This window comes from Streptomyces sp. NPDC031466 (genome assembly GCF_055581265.1).
This window is the reverse complement of sequence record NZ_JBVIJT010000006.1, coordinates 1-16,515: the sequence shown is the minus strand read 5'-3', so window position 1 is coordinate 16,515 and position 16,515 is coordinate 1. Positions and strand designations below refer to the sequence as shown.

General features: G+C 71.0%; 14 protein-coding genes and 1 rRNA gene. 14 read left to right on the top strand and 1 reads right to left on the bottom strand.

The genetic code is table 11. The features are described 5' to 3' along the window. Positions 1-6: 6 nt before the first annotated feature. From ACZ5GP_RS15275 to ACZ5GP_RS15210, 14 genes are all read left to right on the top strand, one after another. On the top strand, positions 7-666 hold the full coding sequence (locus ACZ5GP_RS15275; RefSeq protein ID WP_468751299.1) for a hypothetical protein: 660 nt from the start codon (positions 7-9) through the stop codon (positions 664-666). 110 nt (positions 667-776) lie between these two features. Further along, positions 777-1,706, top strand: coding sequence for a hypothetical protein (locus ACZ5GP_RS15270; protein ID WP_468751298.1), 930 nt, complete (start codon positions 777-779; stop codon positions 1,704-1,706). An 85-nt stretch (positions 1,707-1,791) separates the two neighbouring features. Next, on the top strand, positions 1,792-2,463 hold the full coding sequence (locus ACZ5GP_RS15265; RefSeq protein ID WP_468751297.1) for a hypothetical protein: 672 nt from the start codon (positions 1,792-1,794) through the stop codon (positions 2,461-2,463). A 195-nt stretch (positions 2,464-2,658) separates the two neighbouring features. Beyond that, the gene (locus tag ACZ5GP_RS15260) at positions 2,659-3,351 is read left to right on the top strand and encodes a DUF4232 domain-containing protein (protein WP_468751296.1); all 693 of its coding nucleotides are present in this window, start codon (positions 2,659-2,661) and stop codon (positions 3,349-3,351) included. Between the two features lie 177 nt (positions 3,352-3,528). Next, positions 3,529-5,733 carry a hypothetical protein gene (locus ACZ5GP_RS15255; RefSeq protein WP_468751295.1) on the top strand — a complete coding sequence of 735 codons (2,205 nt, stop codon included), beginning with the start codon at positions 3,529-3,531 and terminating at the stop codon, positions 5,731-5,733. A gap of 297 nt (positions 5,734-6,030) precedes the next feature. Then, positions 6,031-6,339: a hypothetical protein gene (locus tag ACZ5GP_RS15250; protein WP_055570172.1), complete on the top strand. Its 309-nt coding sequence runs from the start codon at positions 6,031-6,033 to the stop codon at positions 6,337-6,339. A 221-nt stretch (positions 6,340-6,560) separates the two neighbouring features. Further along, positions 6,561-7,409 carry a hypothetical protein gene (locus tag ACZ5GP_RS15245; RefSeq protein WP_468751294.1) on the top strand — a complete coding sequence of 283 codons (849 nt, stop codon included), beginning with the start codon at positions 6,561-6,563 and terminating at the stop codon, positions 7,407-7,409. Then, a complete protein-coding gene (locus ACZ5GP_RS15240) occupies positions 7,399-8,781 on the top strand; it encodes a hypothetical protein (protein WP_468751293.1) in 1,383 nt (460 codons plus the stop codon). Before ACZ5GP_RS15245 ends, ACZ5GP_RS15240 begins: the two co-directional genes overlap by 11 nt. Then, the gene (locus ACZ5GP_RS15235) at positions 8,778-10,337 is read left to right on the top strand and encodes an SCO6880 family protein (RefSeq protein WP_358913113.1); all 1,560 of its coding nucleotides are present in this window, start codon (positions 8,778-8,780) and stop codon (positions 10,335-10,337) included. Before ACZ5GP_RS15240 ends, ACZ5GP_RS15235 begins: the two co-directional genes overlap by 4 nt. 46 nt (positions 10,338-10,383) lie before the next feature. Beyond that, entirely contained in the window at positions 10,384-11,787 is a 1,404-nt protein-coding gene (locus tag ACZ5GP_RS15230; protein ID WP_358913112.1) for an ATP-binding protein, read from the top strand. Next, a complete protein-coding gene (locus tag ACZ5GP_RS15225) occupies positions 11,777-13,609 on the top strand; it encodes a type VI secretion protein (protein WP_468751292.1) in 1,833 nt (610 codons plus the stop codon). The genes ACZ5GP_RS15230 and ACZ5GP_RS15225 overlap by 11 nt, the downstream gene beginning before the upstream one ends. Positions 13,610-13,850: 241 nt before the next feature. Further along, positions 13,851-14,096 (top strand): hypothetical protein, encoded by a 246-nt coding sequence (locus ACZ5GP_RS15220; RefSeq protein WP_468751291.1) that lies wholly within the window; start codon positions 13,851-13,853, stop codon positions 14,094-14,096. Between the two features lie 61 nt (positions 14,097-14,157). Beyond that, positions 14,158-15,504, top strand: coding sequence for a sensor histidine kinase (locus tag ACZ5GP_RS15215; protein WP_468751290.1), 1,347 nt, complete (start codon positions 14,158-14,160; stop codon positions 15,502-15,504). Then, a complete protein-coding gene (locus tag ACZ5GP_RS15210) occupies positions 15,501-16,172 on the top strand; it encodes a response regulator (RefSeq protein ID WP_468751289.1) in 672 nt (223 codons plus the stop codon). The genes ACZ5GP_RS15215 and ACZ5GP_RS15210 overlap by 4 nt, the downstream gene beginning before the upstream one ends. 78 nt (positions 16,173-16,250) lie before the next feature. On the opposite strand, the gene rrf is transcribed toward ACZ5GP_RS15210, so the two are convergent. Beyond that, positions 16,251-16,367, bottom strand: a 5S ribosomal RNA gene (rrf, locus tag ACZ5GP_RS15205). Positions 16,368-16,515 lie beyond the last annotated feature (148 nt).

Sequence of the window (16,515 nt, the reverse complement as noted above, 5' to 3'; positions counted from 1 at the left end):
TTGTCCGTGACCCGCCGCCCCGCCCTGCTCGCCGCGACCGCGTTCACCACGGCCGCCGTCCTCTCGCTCTCCGCCTGCGGAGGAGGCGACGGGGCGGCCAAGGACAACGACAAGGTCGCGGGCGCGGATGTCGGCGACCAGAGAAAGACCCCGTCCCCCAAGGCGTCGGCGGACGACGGGATCACCCGCCCGGAGATCAGGCTCCCGAAGGACGTGAAGAACGTCTTCGAGGGCGGCGCGACCGGCGACCCGAAGAAGGACGCCGTCCTCGCGGACAACGAGCGGTGGGTCAACTCCCTGATCGAGGCGGTGACCGTCGACGCCGAGGACCATCCGGCGCTCAAGTTCTACGCGAGGGGCGAGGCGCTGGTGTCGTCGGCGGAGTACATCCAGGGGTTCCGGGAGAAGAAGAAGAGCTTCGTCGGGACCACGCGGTACTACGACCGGCGGGTCACCTTCCTCAAGGAAGGGGTCGCAGCGGTGACGTACTGCCAAGACGGCACCAAGACGTACCCCAAGGACCTCAAAACCGGAAAGGTCGACCGGTCGATCGAGGGCTCCGCAAGTGATTACTCCTTCTTCAACACCCGCGTCAAGAAGAACGACAAAGGCGTCTGGCAGACGGATTCCGTCACGTCCACGGCGGGAGCCAAGAAGTGCATGTGAGCCAGGGGAAGCCGTCGGCCCTTTGGTTCGCTGTCGCCCTCGGCGCAGCTGTGGCGCTGATTCCCTCTGCCGCCCACGCGGGCGGTGGCGTCACAGGGGGCGGGAACAACGTGGGCGACGGGCAGTACGCGCAAGGCACGCGCCAAGGCAGGAACCTTGGCGTCGAGACGAGAATCCAGACGACCGTCAAAGGCAGTCCCCGATCCACGAAGATCGGCACGCTCACTCCTGCCGACAGCAATTGGGACCCACCGGCTTGCTGGTACGAACCGGCATACTCCCCGAAGGAAATCGAAGCCACGGTCAAGGCGATCCGGAAAATCGGTTTCCTCGGTATCGGTGAAGTCGTCGGCGGGGTATTCGACTCGTACTTCAAGGAAGGCAAGCCGTACAAGAACTACAACCTCGACAAGCAGGGCGAGGGAAAGTTCTGGGCGGCTGCCGTCGACGAGAAGCGCAAGGACGAGCCCGAGGCGAAGGCCTGCGACAAGTTGCCGTTCTGGGTCGCGGACGGACAGACCCCGCGGGAGCCGCTCGCGGTGTCGCCCCACATCCTCGCCGAGTACGCCTACGGCCAGCTCCCGGTGCCCGACACCGAGGTCGAGAGGGCACCGCAGGGCGAGACGAAGGTGAATCTGCCGACCTGGGTATGGCTGGACAGGGCCAGGTTCAAGTCGGTCTCGGTGACGGCGAGCCTGCCGGGCACGGGTCTGTCCGCGACGACGACCGCCAAGCCGGTCTCCCTGAAGATCGAGCCGGGAACGGCGGACGCGGAGACGTACCCGGCCTCCGGGGAGTGCCTGTTCGAGGAGGGCCGGATCGGCAGGCCCCGCGCGAAGGGCACGCCCGCGGACACGGATCCGCCGTGCGGCGTGCGGTATCTGCGGTCCTCCGCCCACGCTCCGTACCAGCTCCGGGCCACCCTCACGTGGCAGGTCAGCTGGACGAGCACCAACGGGGAGGGCGGCAAGCTGCCCGCCGGTGAGTTCGGCGCGGACCAGGACGTCGTCGTACGCGAGATCCAGTCCGTCAACCGCTGATCGCCGTTCGTCGTCCGGGTCATCAGAGTCTGCGTCCGGGACAGGGACGCCGTCGCCGCCGCAGGGCAGTTGCTACGGTCCGCCCATGTCTGACACCGGAGAAACCACGGCCCCCGCCGACCCCGCCCCCGTGACCGCCGATGACGTCACCCGCGCCGTACGGCTCGCCGTCGCCGTTCTGCGCCGGGCGCCGTCCGACGCCGACTGGGGCGCCAAGGCGGGCGGCCTGGACTGGGACTGCTGGGAGACCGGCGAGCACCTCGCGGACGACCTGTTCGCGTACGCCGCCCAACTCGGCCCGGAGCACCCGCCGCAGGACGGGGCCGTCCCCTTCCACTGGGTCAGCCGGACGCCCGGCGGCCCCGCCAACGTCACCCTCGCCGACCCCGCGGCCGGTCCTGCGGGACTGCTCATGGTCGTGGAGGCGTGCGGCGCCCTGCTGACCGCCATGGTCGCCACGACGCCGCCGGCCGTCCGGGCCCACCACGTCTTCGGCACCTCGGACCCCGAGGGCTTCGCCGCGATGGGGGTCGTGGAGACCCTCGTCCACACGTACGACATCGCGCACGGGCTCGGCATCGGCCACACGTGGTCGCCGCCCGGTGAACTCTGCGCCCGCGTCCTGCACCGCCTCTTCCCCGACGCCTCGACGGACACGGACCCTTGGGCCACCCTCCTGTGGGCCACGGGCCGCGGCGAACTCCCGGGCCGCGCCCGGCTGACCCAGTGGCGGTGGTACGCGGCGCCCAGGGTCTGACGGGCCCGGCGGAGCCGTCCCAGGACCGTGTTCCACACGGGCCTCGTTTCCGCAGCTCAGGCCCCTCGTAGGCGTTCCAGCGTCCCTGATCCACCGGCGTTCCTTGCTCCCGCCCGCCGGGGACGGCTTCGCTGGTGGTCAGGCCGGGCAGCACGGCCCGTACCGACACCAGTCACGTACCTCACGGGGGACCCCATGAAGCTCACGCACCTCTCGAAGTCCCTGCTCGCCTGTCTCACGCTGGCCGGCGCGCTCGCCCTCACCGCCTGCGACAACGACGACACCGCGGACGCGGTCGGCGCGCCGAGCGGGTCAAAGCCGACCGCGTCCGTCGAGCCCGGGAAGGACGGCAGTGGCGGCAGCGACAGCGACAGCGGTGAGGACGCCGACAACGGCACCGGCACCGGCACCGGCACCGACTCCGGCTCCGGCTCTGGCTCCACCGAGAACAAGCAGACCGGCATCTGCCGCAGCGACGAGCTGGAGGTGACCGCCGCCGACAACAGCACCGCCAAGACGGAAGGCATCGTCACGGTCACCTTCAAGAACGGCGGTGACCGTGACTGCTCCATCAACGGTTACGCGGGAGTCGACCTGCAGACGGCCGCCGGCGACACGCTGTCCGTCGACCGCGACGGCGAGCAGACCCACGCCGAGATCCTCAGGGACGGCGAGACCGCCGCGTTCAACATCACCTTCCCGGCCAACACCTCCGGCGGCACCGGTGTCCGCATCACCAAGATCCTGGTGACCCCGCCGAACGAGACGAAGACCGTCACCGTCGACTGGCCCGCCGGGTCCCTGCCCGTGGCCGGCGAAGGCTCCTCGAACGGCCCGAAGCCGGCCATCGGCCCCGTCGGGAAGGTCAGCGACTCCCCTGCGGGTTGAGTCACATGAGCCCCCCTGTGCTCAGGGAAACCGCTGGTCACAACGGTTCATCCCCGCCCCCACGCCCGATTGACGCGCCCACGGCCATCCCCGATGGTTGCTGGATTGAGCGTTGTGCGACACGCGACCGCCGGGTACGGCATGACGCGGTGCCACGGCGGGGGGGGGGAGCCGACCATGGACCCGAGAGACCGACGCGCCATCCCACCCGACGATGATCGGCCTCCCGGTGGGGCCGGGGACAAGGGCGTCCCGCACGCCGCCGAGCCGCAGGACCGGCCGGCCCGGGACAGGGGAGCCCAGGACCAGGCCGCCCAGGACGAGGCAGCGCAAGGCCAGACCGGCCAGGATCAGACCGCCCAGCGCCAAGCCGCCCAGAACGAGGCAGCGCAAGGCCAGACCGTCCAAGACCAGGCCGCCCAGCGCCAAGCCGCCCAGGACGAGGCAGCGCAAGGCCAGACCGGCCAGGACCGGACCGGCCAGGACCAGACCGCCCAGAACCGGGCCGAGCCCGACACCACGAGAGTCCGGCCCCCCGACGTGGGCCACGCCCCCGACCCGGCCCACACCCCCGGCACCGAAGGCAGCCGGCACCCCCTCCCATCCGAGGCATCCGAGGCGGCCAGCAACCCCCCGGCCACCCGCTCCGACGGTACGGCGGCCCCGCACGCCTCCCCACCCGGCGACACAGGGGACCACCACGCCCCTGTCCCCGACCCCGAACGGGCCCCCGACCCCACCCCGGGAAACGTCCGCCCAGCCGCCCACTTCGGAGCACCGCCCCCCGGCCCCCAGTACGCACCCCCGAATGCACCACCCCCGCCCCCCTCCCACCCCCCGGCCTCCTTCCCGTCCCCGCCGCCCCTCCCCGCCCGGCCCCCGGACCGCGACGCCGGTCACCGGGGCGGGCCCGTACGCGCGGTGGCCGTCGCGCTGCTCAATCTCAGTGGGCTCGGGCTCGGTTACGCGCTGCTCCGCCGGTGGCTCCTCGCCACCCTGTGCTGTGGCGTGAGCGCCGCGCTGCTCGTCCTCGCGCTGCCCGCCGACGTCGACGGCGTGCCCGGCGGCGTACTCCTCGGTTACCTCGCCCTCCTGCTCCTGGCCGCCGCCCACGGCGCCCTGCGGGCCACCCGCGACCACGGGCACTGGCCGGTACGCGCGCCGCTCGCCGCCGCCCTCGGCGTCATCCTGCTCGCCGTACCCTCCGCCGGCGCCTTCGCGTACGAGAGCGCACGCGACGAAGCCGTCGAACAGATGCTCCTCGACCGCCTCCACAAGGCCGACCGCATCGTCGCGGGCCTCGACGGCCGCCCCTTCGAGGGCGCCACCGAGACCCGGTACAAGAAGGCCCTCCACATCTACCGCGACCTCGCCGCAGACCACCCCGGATCGAAGGCCGCCGACCGGCTGCCCGCCAGCCTCACCGCCTACTACGACTCCGTCGCCGCCCCCTACACCGCGAAGCGGTACTGCGAGGCCATCACCCCGCTCAAACACCTGCGCACCGTGCCCGACACCCTCGGCACCCCCGGCAAGGACCATCTGGGCACCCTCGCCGGCCGGCCCGACGACCGCCTCGCCACCTCCCTCTACGAATGCGGTACGGCAGACCTCGGCCGCTCCTCCGCCGACGGCCCCCTCACGGAACTGCTGCGCACCTTCCCCGCCTCCGACCAGGCCGGCAGGGTCGAACCCGCGCTGCGGGACGCCATCACCGCCCGCACGGCCGCCCTCAAGGGCCCCGCCCCCTGCACCGCCGTCGACGAGCTGCGCGCCCTCGCCACCACCACCGCCGCCCTGCCCGGCGACGTGGTCGACGCCGGCGCCCTGCGCGGCGACACCGACCGCGCCCTGGAGAGCGGCGTCTACGCCTGCGGCCTGGACGAGTTCGAGGACGCCCAGTTCGCGAAGGCCGCCGCCACCCTGAACGGCTTCGCCAAGTCCTACCCGGCCAGCGAGAAACGCGACCGCGCCAAGGACGTCGCCATCGCCGCCGAGATCGCCGAGGAACGCCCGAGCGCGGGCCGCCGCCTGCCCCCGTCCGGCTCCGCGGGCGGCGCGAGCGTCGAGTTCGTCGTCGCCAACCTCGGCTCCGGCGAGCTGGAGGTCCTCTACACCGGCCCCACCACCGGCAGCGTCACACTCGAGCCCTGCGCGTCCTGCCGCATCTTCGCCACCAAGTCCCAGGGCGACAAGGCCTGCCGGGCCGGCGTCACGAAGTACCCCAGGACCACCCTGAGACTGCCCGCCGGCGAGTACCACTTCCTCTACAAACGGGCCACCGTCAACGACCGGGCCGACGGCGCGAGGCTCAGCCCGTCGTACCGTTACACCGACTGCTCCTTCGTCACCCGCGCGACCGCCGGCCTCGGACTCTCCTGAATCCCGGCCACTTGAGTCCCGCTCACCTGACCCCCACTCAGAACACCGCTCATCAGCCATCCCCCGGGCTCCAGGTCAGAAGTCCAGGTCAGAGGCACGCCGGTCCCTCATTGCCCGGCGTCCTACCGCGTGATACACAGAGTCACCAGACCTCACCCACGAGGAAACGTACGAAGTCGGCCAACGAATGGCGCCAAGGCGACACTCGCGGGCCCGATTGTCGGCGAGAATGAGCTGACCTCTGCACCCAGGTGGGCAGAGGTGGCAGAACAACCCACTAGGGGCGGTGAGTTACACATGCTTATGGCAGCCGAAAAGGGCGACATCACCACCATCATCGGCGGGATCGCCCCCGACTGGGGTCCCTTCGGGAGCCTGGGCAACGAGGCACGCGTGATGATCGAGGTCGTGATGGCGATCGCCATCCTCCTCTGTCTCGGCATTGCCATCTGGGGCGCGGCGAAGCAACGCATCGGCGCGACGGCGCTGCGCGACACCTTCAGCGCGGAACAGGGCAAGGGCCTGATCATCGCGGGGCTGACCGGCGTCTTCATCATCGGTTCGCTCGGCACGCTGTTCACCATCGTGTACGGCATGGCGGTCTAGCGCCCGCCCTCGCCCCACGCCTCCGCCACCAGGCCCCACGTCCCCACCCTGTCCCCATGCCCCCTGTCCCCCCTCCCCCACCCGTCCGTCGTGCCCACCGGCTGAGGTTGCAACTCCCTGATGTCGAGTCACCACACCGCGTCCGCGCGGGAACCAGCACGGCTACCGTCATACGTGTCCCACGTGACGGTCCAGCGAGAGGTTGAGGGGGCGAACCCGGCATGAGTCCCGGCGACGAGCGGAACGACGGCCTCTTCGGCGGCTCGGGAGAGACCAGGACGCGGCTCCCCGAGGGGGAGGGCGGAGGCGACGACGTCTACGGCGGCCCGCGCAGATCCACCCGGTCCGGGCGGACGTCCCCGCGCAGCCTGGTGACGGTGGTCGGCGTGGTCGTCCTCCTGATCGCGGCGATCGCCTTCGCCAACCGCGGCGACGGCGAGGACGACACGGCCTCCGCCGACCCCAAAAAGCCGACCACGACATCGACGTCCCCCACGGGGAAGAAGCCCGTCGACGGCAAAACCGCGGGCATCCCTTCGGGGTTCACGCGTGATGAACAGGGGGCACAGAGCGCGGCGGCGAACTACGCGGTCGCGCTCGGCTCCGCCGAGATGTTCAACAAGGATCTACGTCACGGCATCGTGGACACCGTCTACACCCCCGACGAGGCGGCGAAGCGCCGGCCGACCCTGGACAAGGTGTACTCGGGGGAGAAGTTCCTGACCGGCATCGGACTGAACCCGGACGGTTCAACCCCGAAGGACACGAAGTTCGTCTCCCGCGTCATTCCGGTGGGCACCCAGGTCAAGAAGTTCAACACCGACAGCGCGAGCGTCGAGATCTGGTACTCCTCGCTCTTCGGCCTGGCTGGTGAGAGCGCCAAGAACCCCGTGTCCGAGAGCTGGTTCACCAACACGTACGAACTGCGGTGGGTCAACGGTGACTGGAAGGTCGCCGACTTCCGGCAGAAGGACGGCCCCGTCCCGGTCGGGCGTGACCAGAGGGCCTCCACTGCCGACGACATGGCAAAGGCAGTGGAGCAGTTCGGAGGGTTTACCTATGCCCGGTAGCACCCGTCATCGCACCTTCACTCTGGCCGCTGCTTTCACCACAGTGCAGACGGCTGCCGTGCTGCTGGCCACCCACGCCGTGGCAGCGCCGGACCCACGCCCCTCGGACGACGCCTGTGACCTCATTCGCGGCCCCGCCAAAAAATACTGCGAGAAAGGCGAGTCCGGCGGCGGCAGCCCCCGTAGCCTTGACGGCAAGTACCCCACCCAAGAGCCCCTGGACGGTTCCGCCGACCCCCTCAGCTCCCTGGCCAAAGGCTGCGCCGAAGCCGCCTCCTGGACCGTCGACAAGCTGTCGGACGCCGTCAAGGAGACGGCGAACGTCGACTTCACGAACCCCAAGTTCCTCCAGCAGTACGCCGTCGTCTTCGCCGCGTCCACGATCCTGACGCTCCTGCTGTGGCTGCTCGCCGTGGCGAAGCGAGCCGTCCGCGGCGTGCCGTTGACCACCGCGATCTCCGAGGCCGTCGGTTTCCTGTGGCTCACCGTGCTCGCCTCCGCCTTCACCCCGCTGATCCTGTACACCGTCGTCTCGGCGACCGACGGCGTCTCCGACGTCATCGCGAAGGCGACCGGCGGCCAGACGGACCAGTTCTTCGGCACGTTCTCCGGCGCCCTGAAGAAGGGCGAGGACATCGGCGGCGGCCCGATCATGCTGATCGTCGTCTCGCTGGTGTCGATCCTCGCCGCCGGCGTCCTCTGGCTGGAGCTGGTGATCAGGGCGGCACTCCTGTACGTAGGAGCGCTCCTCGGCACCGTCGTCTACGCCGGCCTCGTCGACAAGAACCTGTGGTCGCACGTCCGCCGCTGGGCGGGCATCATGATCGCCGTCATCCTCGTCAAACCGATCATCGTGATCGTGCTCGGCCTCGCCGGCGCGCTCTCCGCCGACGACGGCCCCGACGCGTTCTCCGCCGTCGTCTCCGGCCTGTCGATCATCCTGCTCGCCATCTTCGCGAGCGCCATGATCTACCGCTTCGTCCCCGGCTTCGGCGACGAGATCGCCGGCTCCCGCAACAACCGCATCATGCGCGGCGCCGAGAACAAGGCCGCCGCCGTGATCAGCTCCCCCGCCTCCCTCGTCTCCCAGGGCATCAAGACCCACAGCGCCCGGGGCAACGGCTCGGGCGGCGGCGGCGCCGGAAGCAGCCAGCCCCGGCCCGCCAACCCCGTCGGCGGCGGCGTCGCCGCCCACAGCGCCCGCACGCCCGCCGGCGGCCCCACGACCGGCGGCTCCTCGACCGGCGGCGGATCCGTCCCCTCCGCCGCACCCGCGCCGCGCTCCAGCGCGACGAACACGCCGCACGCGGGCAACCGCGGCGGCGCCCGCAACAGCAGCAGTCCCAACCGCACGGGAGGTGAAGGGCGTTGACGACCCAGTCCCACGTGTCCCATCCGGTCGCGCCCCGCCGCACATATCTGATCGGCCGCGCCCGGCCGAACGCGATCGTCGGCAAGAACCGCGAGACCGGCGAGATCGCCCTGATCATCGTGGGGGCCTTCCTCGGGATGATGTGCGGGCTCCTCGTCCCCGTCCTCTCCCTGCGCATCGTCCTGCTCTCCGGCCTGCCGATGCTCGCCGTCGCCGCGGTGTACGTCCCGTACAAGGGCCGGACGTTCTACAAGTGGTTCGAGATCAACCGCAGTTACAAGCGTTCCCTGAAGCGCGGCACCGCCTACCGGTCCGCCGCCCCGGAGGCCGGGATCAGGCTGGACGGCCGTGAGATCGAGGTCGGGCCGCCGCCCGGCATCGGCCGCATCAACTGGCTCGCCGCGCCCTTCGGCCCCGACGAGATCGCCGTACTGCTGCACGCCGACCGGCGCACCGTCACCGCCGCCATCGAGATCGAGGGCCCGGGCGTGGGCCTGCGCGACAGCGAGGACCAGGAGGCCCTCGTCGACCGCTTCGGCACGCTCCTGAAGCACGTGGCGAACGGCGACGGCTTCGTCACCCGCCTCCAGATGCTCGCCCGCACCCTGCCCGCCGACCCCGACGCCCACGCCAAGGACGTCGCCCAGCGCGGCGACCACCGGGCGCTGCCGTGGCTCCAGGAGTCCTACGACCAGCTCCAGTCGATGGTGTCGACCAGCAGCGAGCAGCACCGCGCCTACCTCGTCGCCTGCATGCACTACTCCCGCGACCTGGCCGCCGAGGCGCAGGCGATGGCCCGCGCGGCGCGCCCGCACGGCGGCCGCAAGCTCGACAAGGACGCCGGTCTCGCCGTCGTCATGGCCCGCGAGCTGACCGACATCTGCTCGCGGCTCCAGGAAGCCGACATCCGCGTACGGCAGCCGCTCGGCCAGGGCCGCCTCGCCTCCCTGGTCCACTCCATGTACGACCCGGACCACCCCATCGACCACATCCAGGCGATGACGAAGCGCAACGCCTGGCCCGCCGAGCTGGACGCCATGGAGCCCACCTACCTCCAGGCCAAGACCCGCGAGTCCTCCACCCGCGCCCCCTGGTGCCACGCCACGGCCTGGGTGAAGGAGTGGCCGATGACACCCGTGGGCGTCAACTTCCTCGCCCCGCTGCTCGTCCACACCCCGGACGTCATCCGCACGGTCGCCGTGACGATGGACCTCGAACCCACCGAGGTCGCCATCGAGCGGATGCTGACCGAGAAGACGAACGACGAGGCGGAGGCCAGCCGTCAGGCGAAGATGAACCGCACGGTCGACCCCCGCGACGTCGCCTCGAACTCCCGCCTGGACCAGCGCGGCGAGGACCTGGCGAGCGGCGCGGCGGGCGTCAACCTCGTGGGCTACATCACGGTGTCGTCCCGTTCCCCGGAGGCGCTCGCGCGCGACAAGCGCACCATCCGCGCCTCCGCCGGCAAGTCGTATCTGAAGCTGGAGTGGTGCGACCGCGAGCACCACAGGGCCTTCGTCAACACGCTGCCGTTCGCGACCGGCATCCGACGCTAGAGCGCGTGAGCGCTAGACGGTATCGACGTAGAGGCAGGCTGTTGCGATGCGGGATCCGCTGACCGTCCTCACGGACGCCTTCACGTCCTTCCTCTTCGGGAAGGTCGAGACGACCAGGCTTCCGGTGCGTACGTCGACGGGGCAGGCCCAGGCGGTCTACCTCCCGACGGCCGCGCCGGGACTCGGCGACTCGGGCGTGATCATCGGGCGTGAGGTGTACTCCGGCAAGGGGTACATCTACGACCCCTTCCAGCTGTACGGGCAGCAGCTGCCCGCACCGCACTGGCTGGTGCTCGGCGAGTCCGGCAACGGCAAGTCGGCGCTGGAGAAGACGTACGTCCTGCGGCAGTTGCGGTTCAAGGACCGCCAGGTCGTCGTCCTGGACGCGCAGGGCGAGGACGGGGTGGGCGAATGGAACCTCATCGCCCAGGAGCTGGGCATAACGCCCATCCGGCTCGACCCGACGGCCGCTCTCGACATGGGCATCCGGCTCAACCCGCTCGACCCGGCGATCACGACGACGGGCCAGCTCGCGCTGCTCCGCACGATCATCGAGGTCGCCATGGGCCACGGCCTGGACGAGCGCTCGGGCTTCGCCCTGAAGGTCGCGCACGCCTACGTCAACGAGACGATCGTGGAGCGCCAGCCGGTCCTCACCGACATCGTCGAACAGCTGCGCCACCCCGAGCCGGAGTCGGCCGAGGCGATGAACGTGGCCATAGACGACGTACGCGCGTGGGGCCTGGACGTGGCGCTGGTCCTGGACCGCCTGGTCGACGGTGACCTGCGGGGCATGTTCGACGGCCCCACGACGGTCGGCGTCGACCTCGACGCGCCCCTCACCGTCTTCGACCTGTCCCACATCGACCGGAACTCCATCGCGATGCCGATCCTGATGGCGATCGTCGGCGTGTGGCTGGAGCACACCTGGATCCGGCCCGACCGCAAGAAGCGCATCTTCCTGGTGGAAGAGGCCTGGCACATCATCAACTCCCCCTTCGTGGCGCAACTGTTCCAGCGGCTGCTGAAGTTCGGCCGGCGGCTCGGCCTGTCGTTCGTGGCGGTGGTCCACCACCTGAGCGACGTGGTCGACGGCGCGGCGGCCAAGGAGGCGGCGGCGATCCTGAAGATGGCCTCCACCCGCACGATCTACGCCCAGAAGGCCGACGAGGCGAGGGCGACGGGACGGGTCCTCGGCCTGCCCAGGTGGGCCGTGGAGATCATCCCCACCCTCACCCCGGGCATCGCGGTGTGGGACGTGAACGGCAACGTCCAGGTGGTCAAGCACCTCATCACCGAGACGGAACGGCCCCTGGTCTTCACGGACCGCGCCATGACGGAGTCCTCCGCCGAGCTGGCGAGCGCCGGCATGCCGGCCGACGACGCGCTGCGGGCGGCCGAGCTGGAGGCGGAGGAACGGGCGGCGTACATGGAGCAGCATGCGGGATGACTGGGAGCGGGGCCGCCGGGGCGCAGGTGCCGAGCGAGGGGTCCCGGACGGACTTCTGCTGGGGATCCTCGGCTTTCTGCTGGTCTCCACGGTCCTGGTGTGGTCGGCGACGCGCCTCGCGGCATGGTTCGCGCGGGGCGCCCTGCCGGACGGCGTGACGTTCGGCCGTACGCCGCTGGCGGTACGCCACTTGATCGGCCACCCCCAGGACCTCCCGGGCGCCTGGCCCGACACCCCACCGACGCAGCTCTCGGGCTACGGCCTGTTCTGGGGCCTGTTCATCGGCCAGCTCCTGGCCCTGCTCGTCCTGACGATCTTCACGCTGGGCACGGTGACGAGGTGGCGGGCAGTACGGAGGGCGACCCGAGCACGGCACGCGTCCGAGAGCCCGCCCGGCCGGCAAACGGGCGTCACCGAAGACACATCGGGGGCGAACGGGTCCGCAAGGGCGGGCGGTTGGCAGCCGGGCGCCCAAGACGTACCGGGGACGAGCGGGCCTGCAGGGGCGGGCGGCTGGGAAACGAGCGCCGGAGGGGCACTGGGGGCGAGCGGGTCCGAGAGGACGGGCGGCCGGCAGCCGGGCGCCCAAAACGCACCAGGGACGAACGGGCCTGCGAGGACGGGCGGCTGGGAAACGAGCACCGAAGACGCACTGGGGGCTAGCGCGTCCGAGAGGACGGGCGGCTGGCAGCCGGGCGCCGAAGGCGCACCAGGGACGAACGGGCCTGTAAGGGCGGGTGGGTGGGAAACGAGCGCCGAAGGCGCACCAGGAACCCACGAACCGGCCAGGCCGACTGGCCGAGAACCCCGCGCCGAAGACGCGAGACCCAGCGCACCCACCCCGGCCACGCCCTTCGCAGGGCCCCGCACAAAGACCCCGCCCACGCCCCTCGCAGGGCCCCTCGTCCTCGGCACCCCCGAGACAAGAAGACCCCACGCCCTCCAGGCCATCCAGGACGCCGAGGCCGCCGCCCTGGTCCTGACCTCCGACCCCACCCTGTGGGAGGAGACGAAGGACGCCCGCGCCAAGCTGGGCCCCGTCCTCCTCTACGACCCCTCCCACCTCTGCGACACCCCCGCCCGCATGCACTGGTCCCCCACTTCCGGCTGCCAGGACAAGGCGACGGCCACCCGCCGCGCCGTCGCCCTCCTCGCCCCGACAAGGCCGGCCGCCAGACTGGACGCGGCGGTGGCCGACACGGCGGAACTGCTGATGCGCAGCTTCCTGCACGCCGCCGCCGTGGGCGACAAGCCGATGCGGAACGTCCACCGCTGGTCCCAGGGCACGCAGGTCCAAGAGGCGGTCCGCATCCTCCGTACGCATCCCAAGGCCGCGCCCGGCGCCGCCGGGGAGCTGGAGGCGGCGCTCACCGCGTACCCGGAACGCCGGGACGTCGCACAGGAGTTGACCGCCCGCGCCCTGTCCGCCCTCTTCACGGTCCACGTCCGCGAATCCTGCACACCGAACCGAACTGATGCGCTCACCCTGGATTCCTTTGTCCGTGAAGGGGGCACGCTTTTTGTGGTGGGTGAGGCGATCGAAGATCCCAAGTCCCGCCAAGGCCCGGGTGCCATGCCGCTGCTGACGGCACTCGCCTCCAGCGTGGTCGAGCACGGCCGGCGCATGGCCGAACGGTCATCCTCCGGTCGGCTCGACCCACCAATGACGCTCGTCCTGGACGACGCCGCCGCGGTGGCCCCCCTGCCCCAGCTCCCGGAGCTGCTCGCCTCCGGCGCCGGCCTGGGCATGCCCACCCTGACCCTGCTCCGCTCCCGCGAGCAGGCCAGATCCCGCTGGCCGGACAGCGTCCTGCCGCTCTGACGGCCCCGCTCCCCAGACCCCGTACGACAGCCAGACCTCGTACGACCACCAGACCCGTACGACAGCCAGACCCGCACAACCGCCGCACGAACACCCCCGCCCGGCGCCCCCGGGAAGCACGCCTCAGGGTCGCCGTCGTACCCCGGGACTACCCCCGGCCGCCACGTCCCTCACCACCAGCGCGGCCGCCCTCACCCTGCTCGGCCTCTTCGCCCTCTGCCTCGGCGCCCTGCTGCGCTCGGTGCCCGGCGCCATCGGCGCGTTCGTCGGCTCCGTGCTGATCCTGCCGGAGGTGCTGTCGATGCTGCCCTTCGACGCCGTCCAGAGCGCCATCCGGTACTTCCCGGCCCAGGCGGCGAGCGCCCTCGGCTCGGTCTCCCGGGTGGAGCACACCATCGCCCCCGGCACCGCCCTGCTCACCCTCGCCCTCTGGTCCGTCGTGGCCCTCGCGGCGGCGACGGCGCTGCTCAAGCGGCGGGACGTGTGACGGCACCCGGCCGACGAGAAACCCGTGTACGAGGATGAGGCCGGTGCCCGAGGATGAGCGCATGCCCGAAGCCGAGCCAGCGACCGAACCGGCGGGCGCGACCGAGACGGTGCCCGCGACCGCTCCGGTGACAGCGACCGGCCCGGAGACCGCGCCAGGGGGCATGACCGACCCGGAGAGCGCCACCGAGCCGCATGCCCTCACCCGGCTCGTCCAGCGCTCCATCCAGCGGGTGCGGGCCTTCGACAGCCGCCGCCCGCTGGTGTGGGACCTCCTGGTGACGGGGTTCTTCGTGATCGCCGCCCTCACCGACGGCCAGGGCGGCTGGCACACCACCGCGGCCGACCCGCACGTGCCGCAGGGCCAGGTCCTCCTGATGAGCCTCGCCCTCTCCATACCCCTGCTGTGGCGCCGCCGCCGTCCGCTGATCGCCCTCGCGGTGATGACAGCGGCGACCCTGGTCAGCAATTGGACGGGCGCCTGGCTCCAGGCAGCCCTGATCCAATTCGTCGTGGTCTTCAACATCGCCCTGCGCCTCCCCCTGAAGACCCTCGGGCGAGCGGCCGCCATGATCGCGCTTCCCATGGCCGTCTGCGTCCTCACCTATCCGTCCCACGGCTGGTACGAGCTGGTCGTCCCGCACGTCTGGTCCTTCGCCATCGTCGCGCTGGCCGGCGTCGCCGTCCGCTCCCGCCAGGACCACACCCGGGCCCTCGTCGACCGCGCCCGGCGGCTCGAAGTGGAGCGCGACCAGCAGGCCCGGCTCGCCGCCGCGGCCGAACGCACCCGTATTGCCCGCGAGATGCACGACATCATCGGACACAATCTCTCCGTCATCACCGGCCTCGCGGACGGCGGTTCGTACGCGGCCGCCAAGTCCCCCGAGCGTGCCGCCCAGGCCCTCGACGCCATCGGGACGACGAGCCGCCAGGCCCTCGCCGAGCTGCGACGCCTCCTGGACGTCCTGCGCGACGACATCCCCGCCGCGGCCGACCGCGCCCCGCAACCCACCCTCACCGACCTGGACCGCCTGATCGACGGCGTACGGGCCGCGGGTCTGCCGACACGAAGCACCGTCCGCGGCCGCCCCGGCTCCGTCACCGCGGGCCGCCAGCTCACCGTCTACCGCGTGGTGCAGGAAGCCCTCACGAACACCCTGAAACACGCCGGCCCCGACGCCACCGCCACCGTCGACGTCTCCTACAGCGACACCGCCGTCACGGTGACCGTCACGGACACCGGCACGGGCGGCACACCTTCCCGGTCCCCGGGCAGCGGCCGGGGCCTGACCGGCATGCGGGAGCGAACAGCGTTGTACGACGGCACACTTGAGGCAGGTCCACTCCCTTCCCCGCCGGGCGGCTGGCGGGTCCACCTCCATCTCCCGAAGGACAGCGACACACCGTGACGACCGTGCTCATCGTGGACGACCAGCCCATGCAGCGCTTCGGTTTCCGCATGCTCCTGGAGAGCCAGGACGACATGACGGTGGCGGGCGAGGCCGGCAACGGCAGCGAGGCGGTCCGCAGGACCGCCGAACTCCACCCCGACGTGGTCCTGATGGACATCCGCATGCCGGGCCTCGACGGCATCGAGGCGACGCGCCGCATCGTCGCGTCCGGCGACCGCACCCGCGTCCTGATCCTCACCACGTTCGACCTCGACGAGTACGCGTACGACGGTCTGCGCGCGGGCGCCTCCGGGTTCCTCATCAAGGACGCGCTGCCCGAGGAACTCCTCTCCGGAATCCGCGCGGTCGCCTCGGGCGACGCGGTGGTCGCCCCCAGCCTGACCCGTCGCCTCCTGGACACCTTCGCGGAGCATCTCCCCTCGGCCGGCTCCGGGCCGGCGGATCCCGCGTCCCATCCGCGGCTGGTCTCTCTCACGGATCGGGAACGCGAGATCCTCACTGTCATCGGCCAGGGCTGGACGAACACGGAGATAGCGGCCCGCCTGCACCTCGCGGAATCCACGGTGAAGACCCACGTGGGCCGCATCCTCGCGAAAACGGGCGCGCGGGACAGAGTGCAGGCGGTGATTCTCGCGTACGACACGAAACTGGTGACCCCGGCCTGAGCACCCGAGAAATCCCCTGAACGCAAAAAAGCCTCAGGCCCCGGACAATGTCCAGGGCCTGAGGCTTTATCAAAATTAGTTCGGCGGCGTCCTACTCTCCCACAGGGTCCCCCCTGCAGTACCATCGGCGCTGTGAGGCTTAGCTTCCGGGTTCGGAATGTAACCGGGCGTTTCCCTCACGCTATGACCACCGAAACACTATGAAACTGTCAACCGCACCGTTGTGTGGCACAACGGGGTTGTTCGTGGTTTCAGAACCAACACAGTGGACGCGAGCAACTGAGGACAAGCCCTCGGCCTATTAGTACCAGTCACCTCCACCCGTTACCGGGCTTCCAGATCT

What these genes read in the sequence shown, in the direction of transcription:
- ACZ5GP_RS15265 (WP_468751297.1), top strand. Translation starts at nt 1,792, where the DNA reads ATGTCTGACACCGGAGAAACCACGGCCCCCGCCGACCCCGCCCCCGTG.
- ACZ5GP_RS15260 (WP_468751296.1), top strand. Translation starts at nt 2,659, where the DNA reads ATGAAGCTCACGCACCTCTCGAAGTCCCTGCTCGCCTGTCTCACGCTG.
- ACZ5GP_RS15255 (WP_468751295.1), top strand. Translation starts at nt 3,529, where the DNA reads ATGGACCCGAGAGACCGACGCGCCATCCCACCCGACGATGATCGGCCT.
- ACZ5GP_RS15250 (WP_055570172.1), top strand. Translation starts at nt 6,031, where the DNA reads ATGCTTATGGCAGCCGAAAAGGGCGACATCACCACCATCATCGGCGGG.
- ACZ5GP_RS15245 (WP_468751294.1), top strand. Translation starts at nt 6,561, where the DNA reads ATGAGTCCCGGCGACGAGCGGAACGACGGCCTCTTCGGCGGCTCGGGA.
- ACZ5GP_RS15240 (WP_468751293.1), top strand. Translation starts at nt 7,399, where the DNA reads ATGCCCGGTAGCACCCGTCATCGCACCTTCACTCTGGCCGCTGCTTTC.
- ACZ5GP_RS15230 (WP_358913112.1), top strand. Translation starts at nt 10,384, where the DNA reads ATGCGGGATCCGCTGACCGTCCTCACGGACGCCTTCACGTCCTTCCTC.
- ACZ5GP_RS15225 (WP_468751292.1), top strand. Translation starts at nt 11,777, where the DNA reads ATGCGGGATGACTGGGAGCGGGGCCGCCGGGGCGCAGGTGCCGAGCGA.
- ACZ5GP_RS15215 (WP_468751290.1), top strand. Translation starts at nt 14,158, where the DNA reads ATGCCCGAAGCCGAGCCAGCGACCGAACCGGCGGGCGCGACCGAGACG.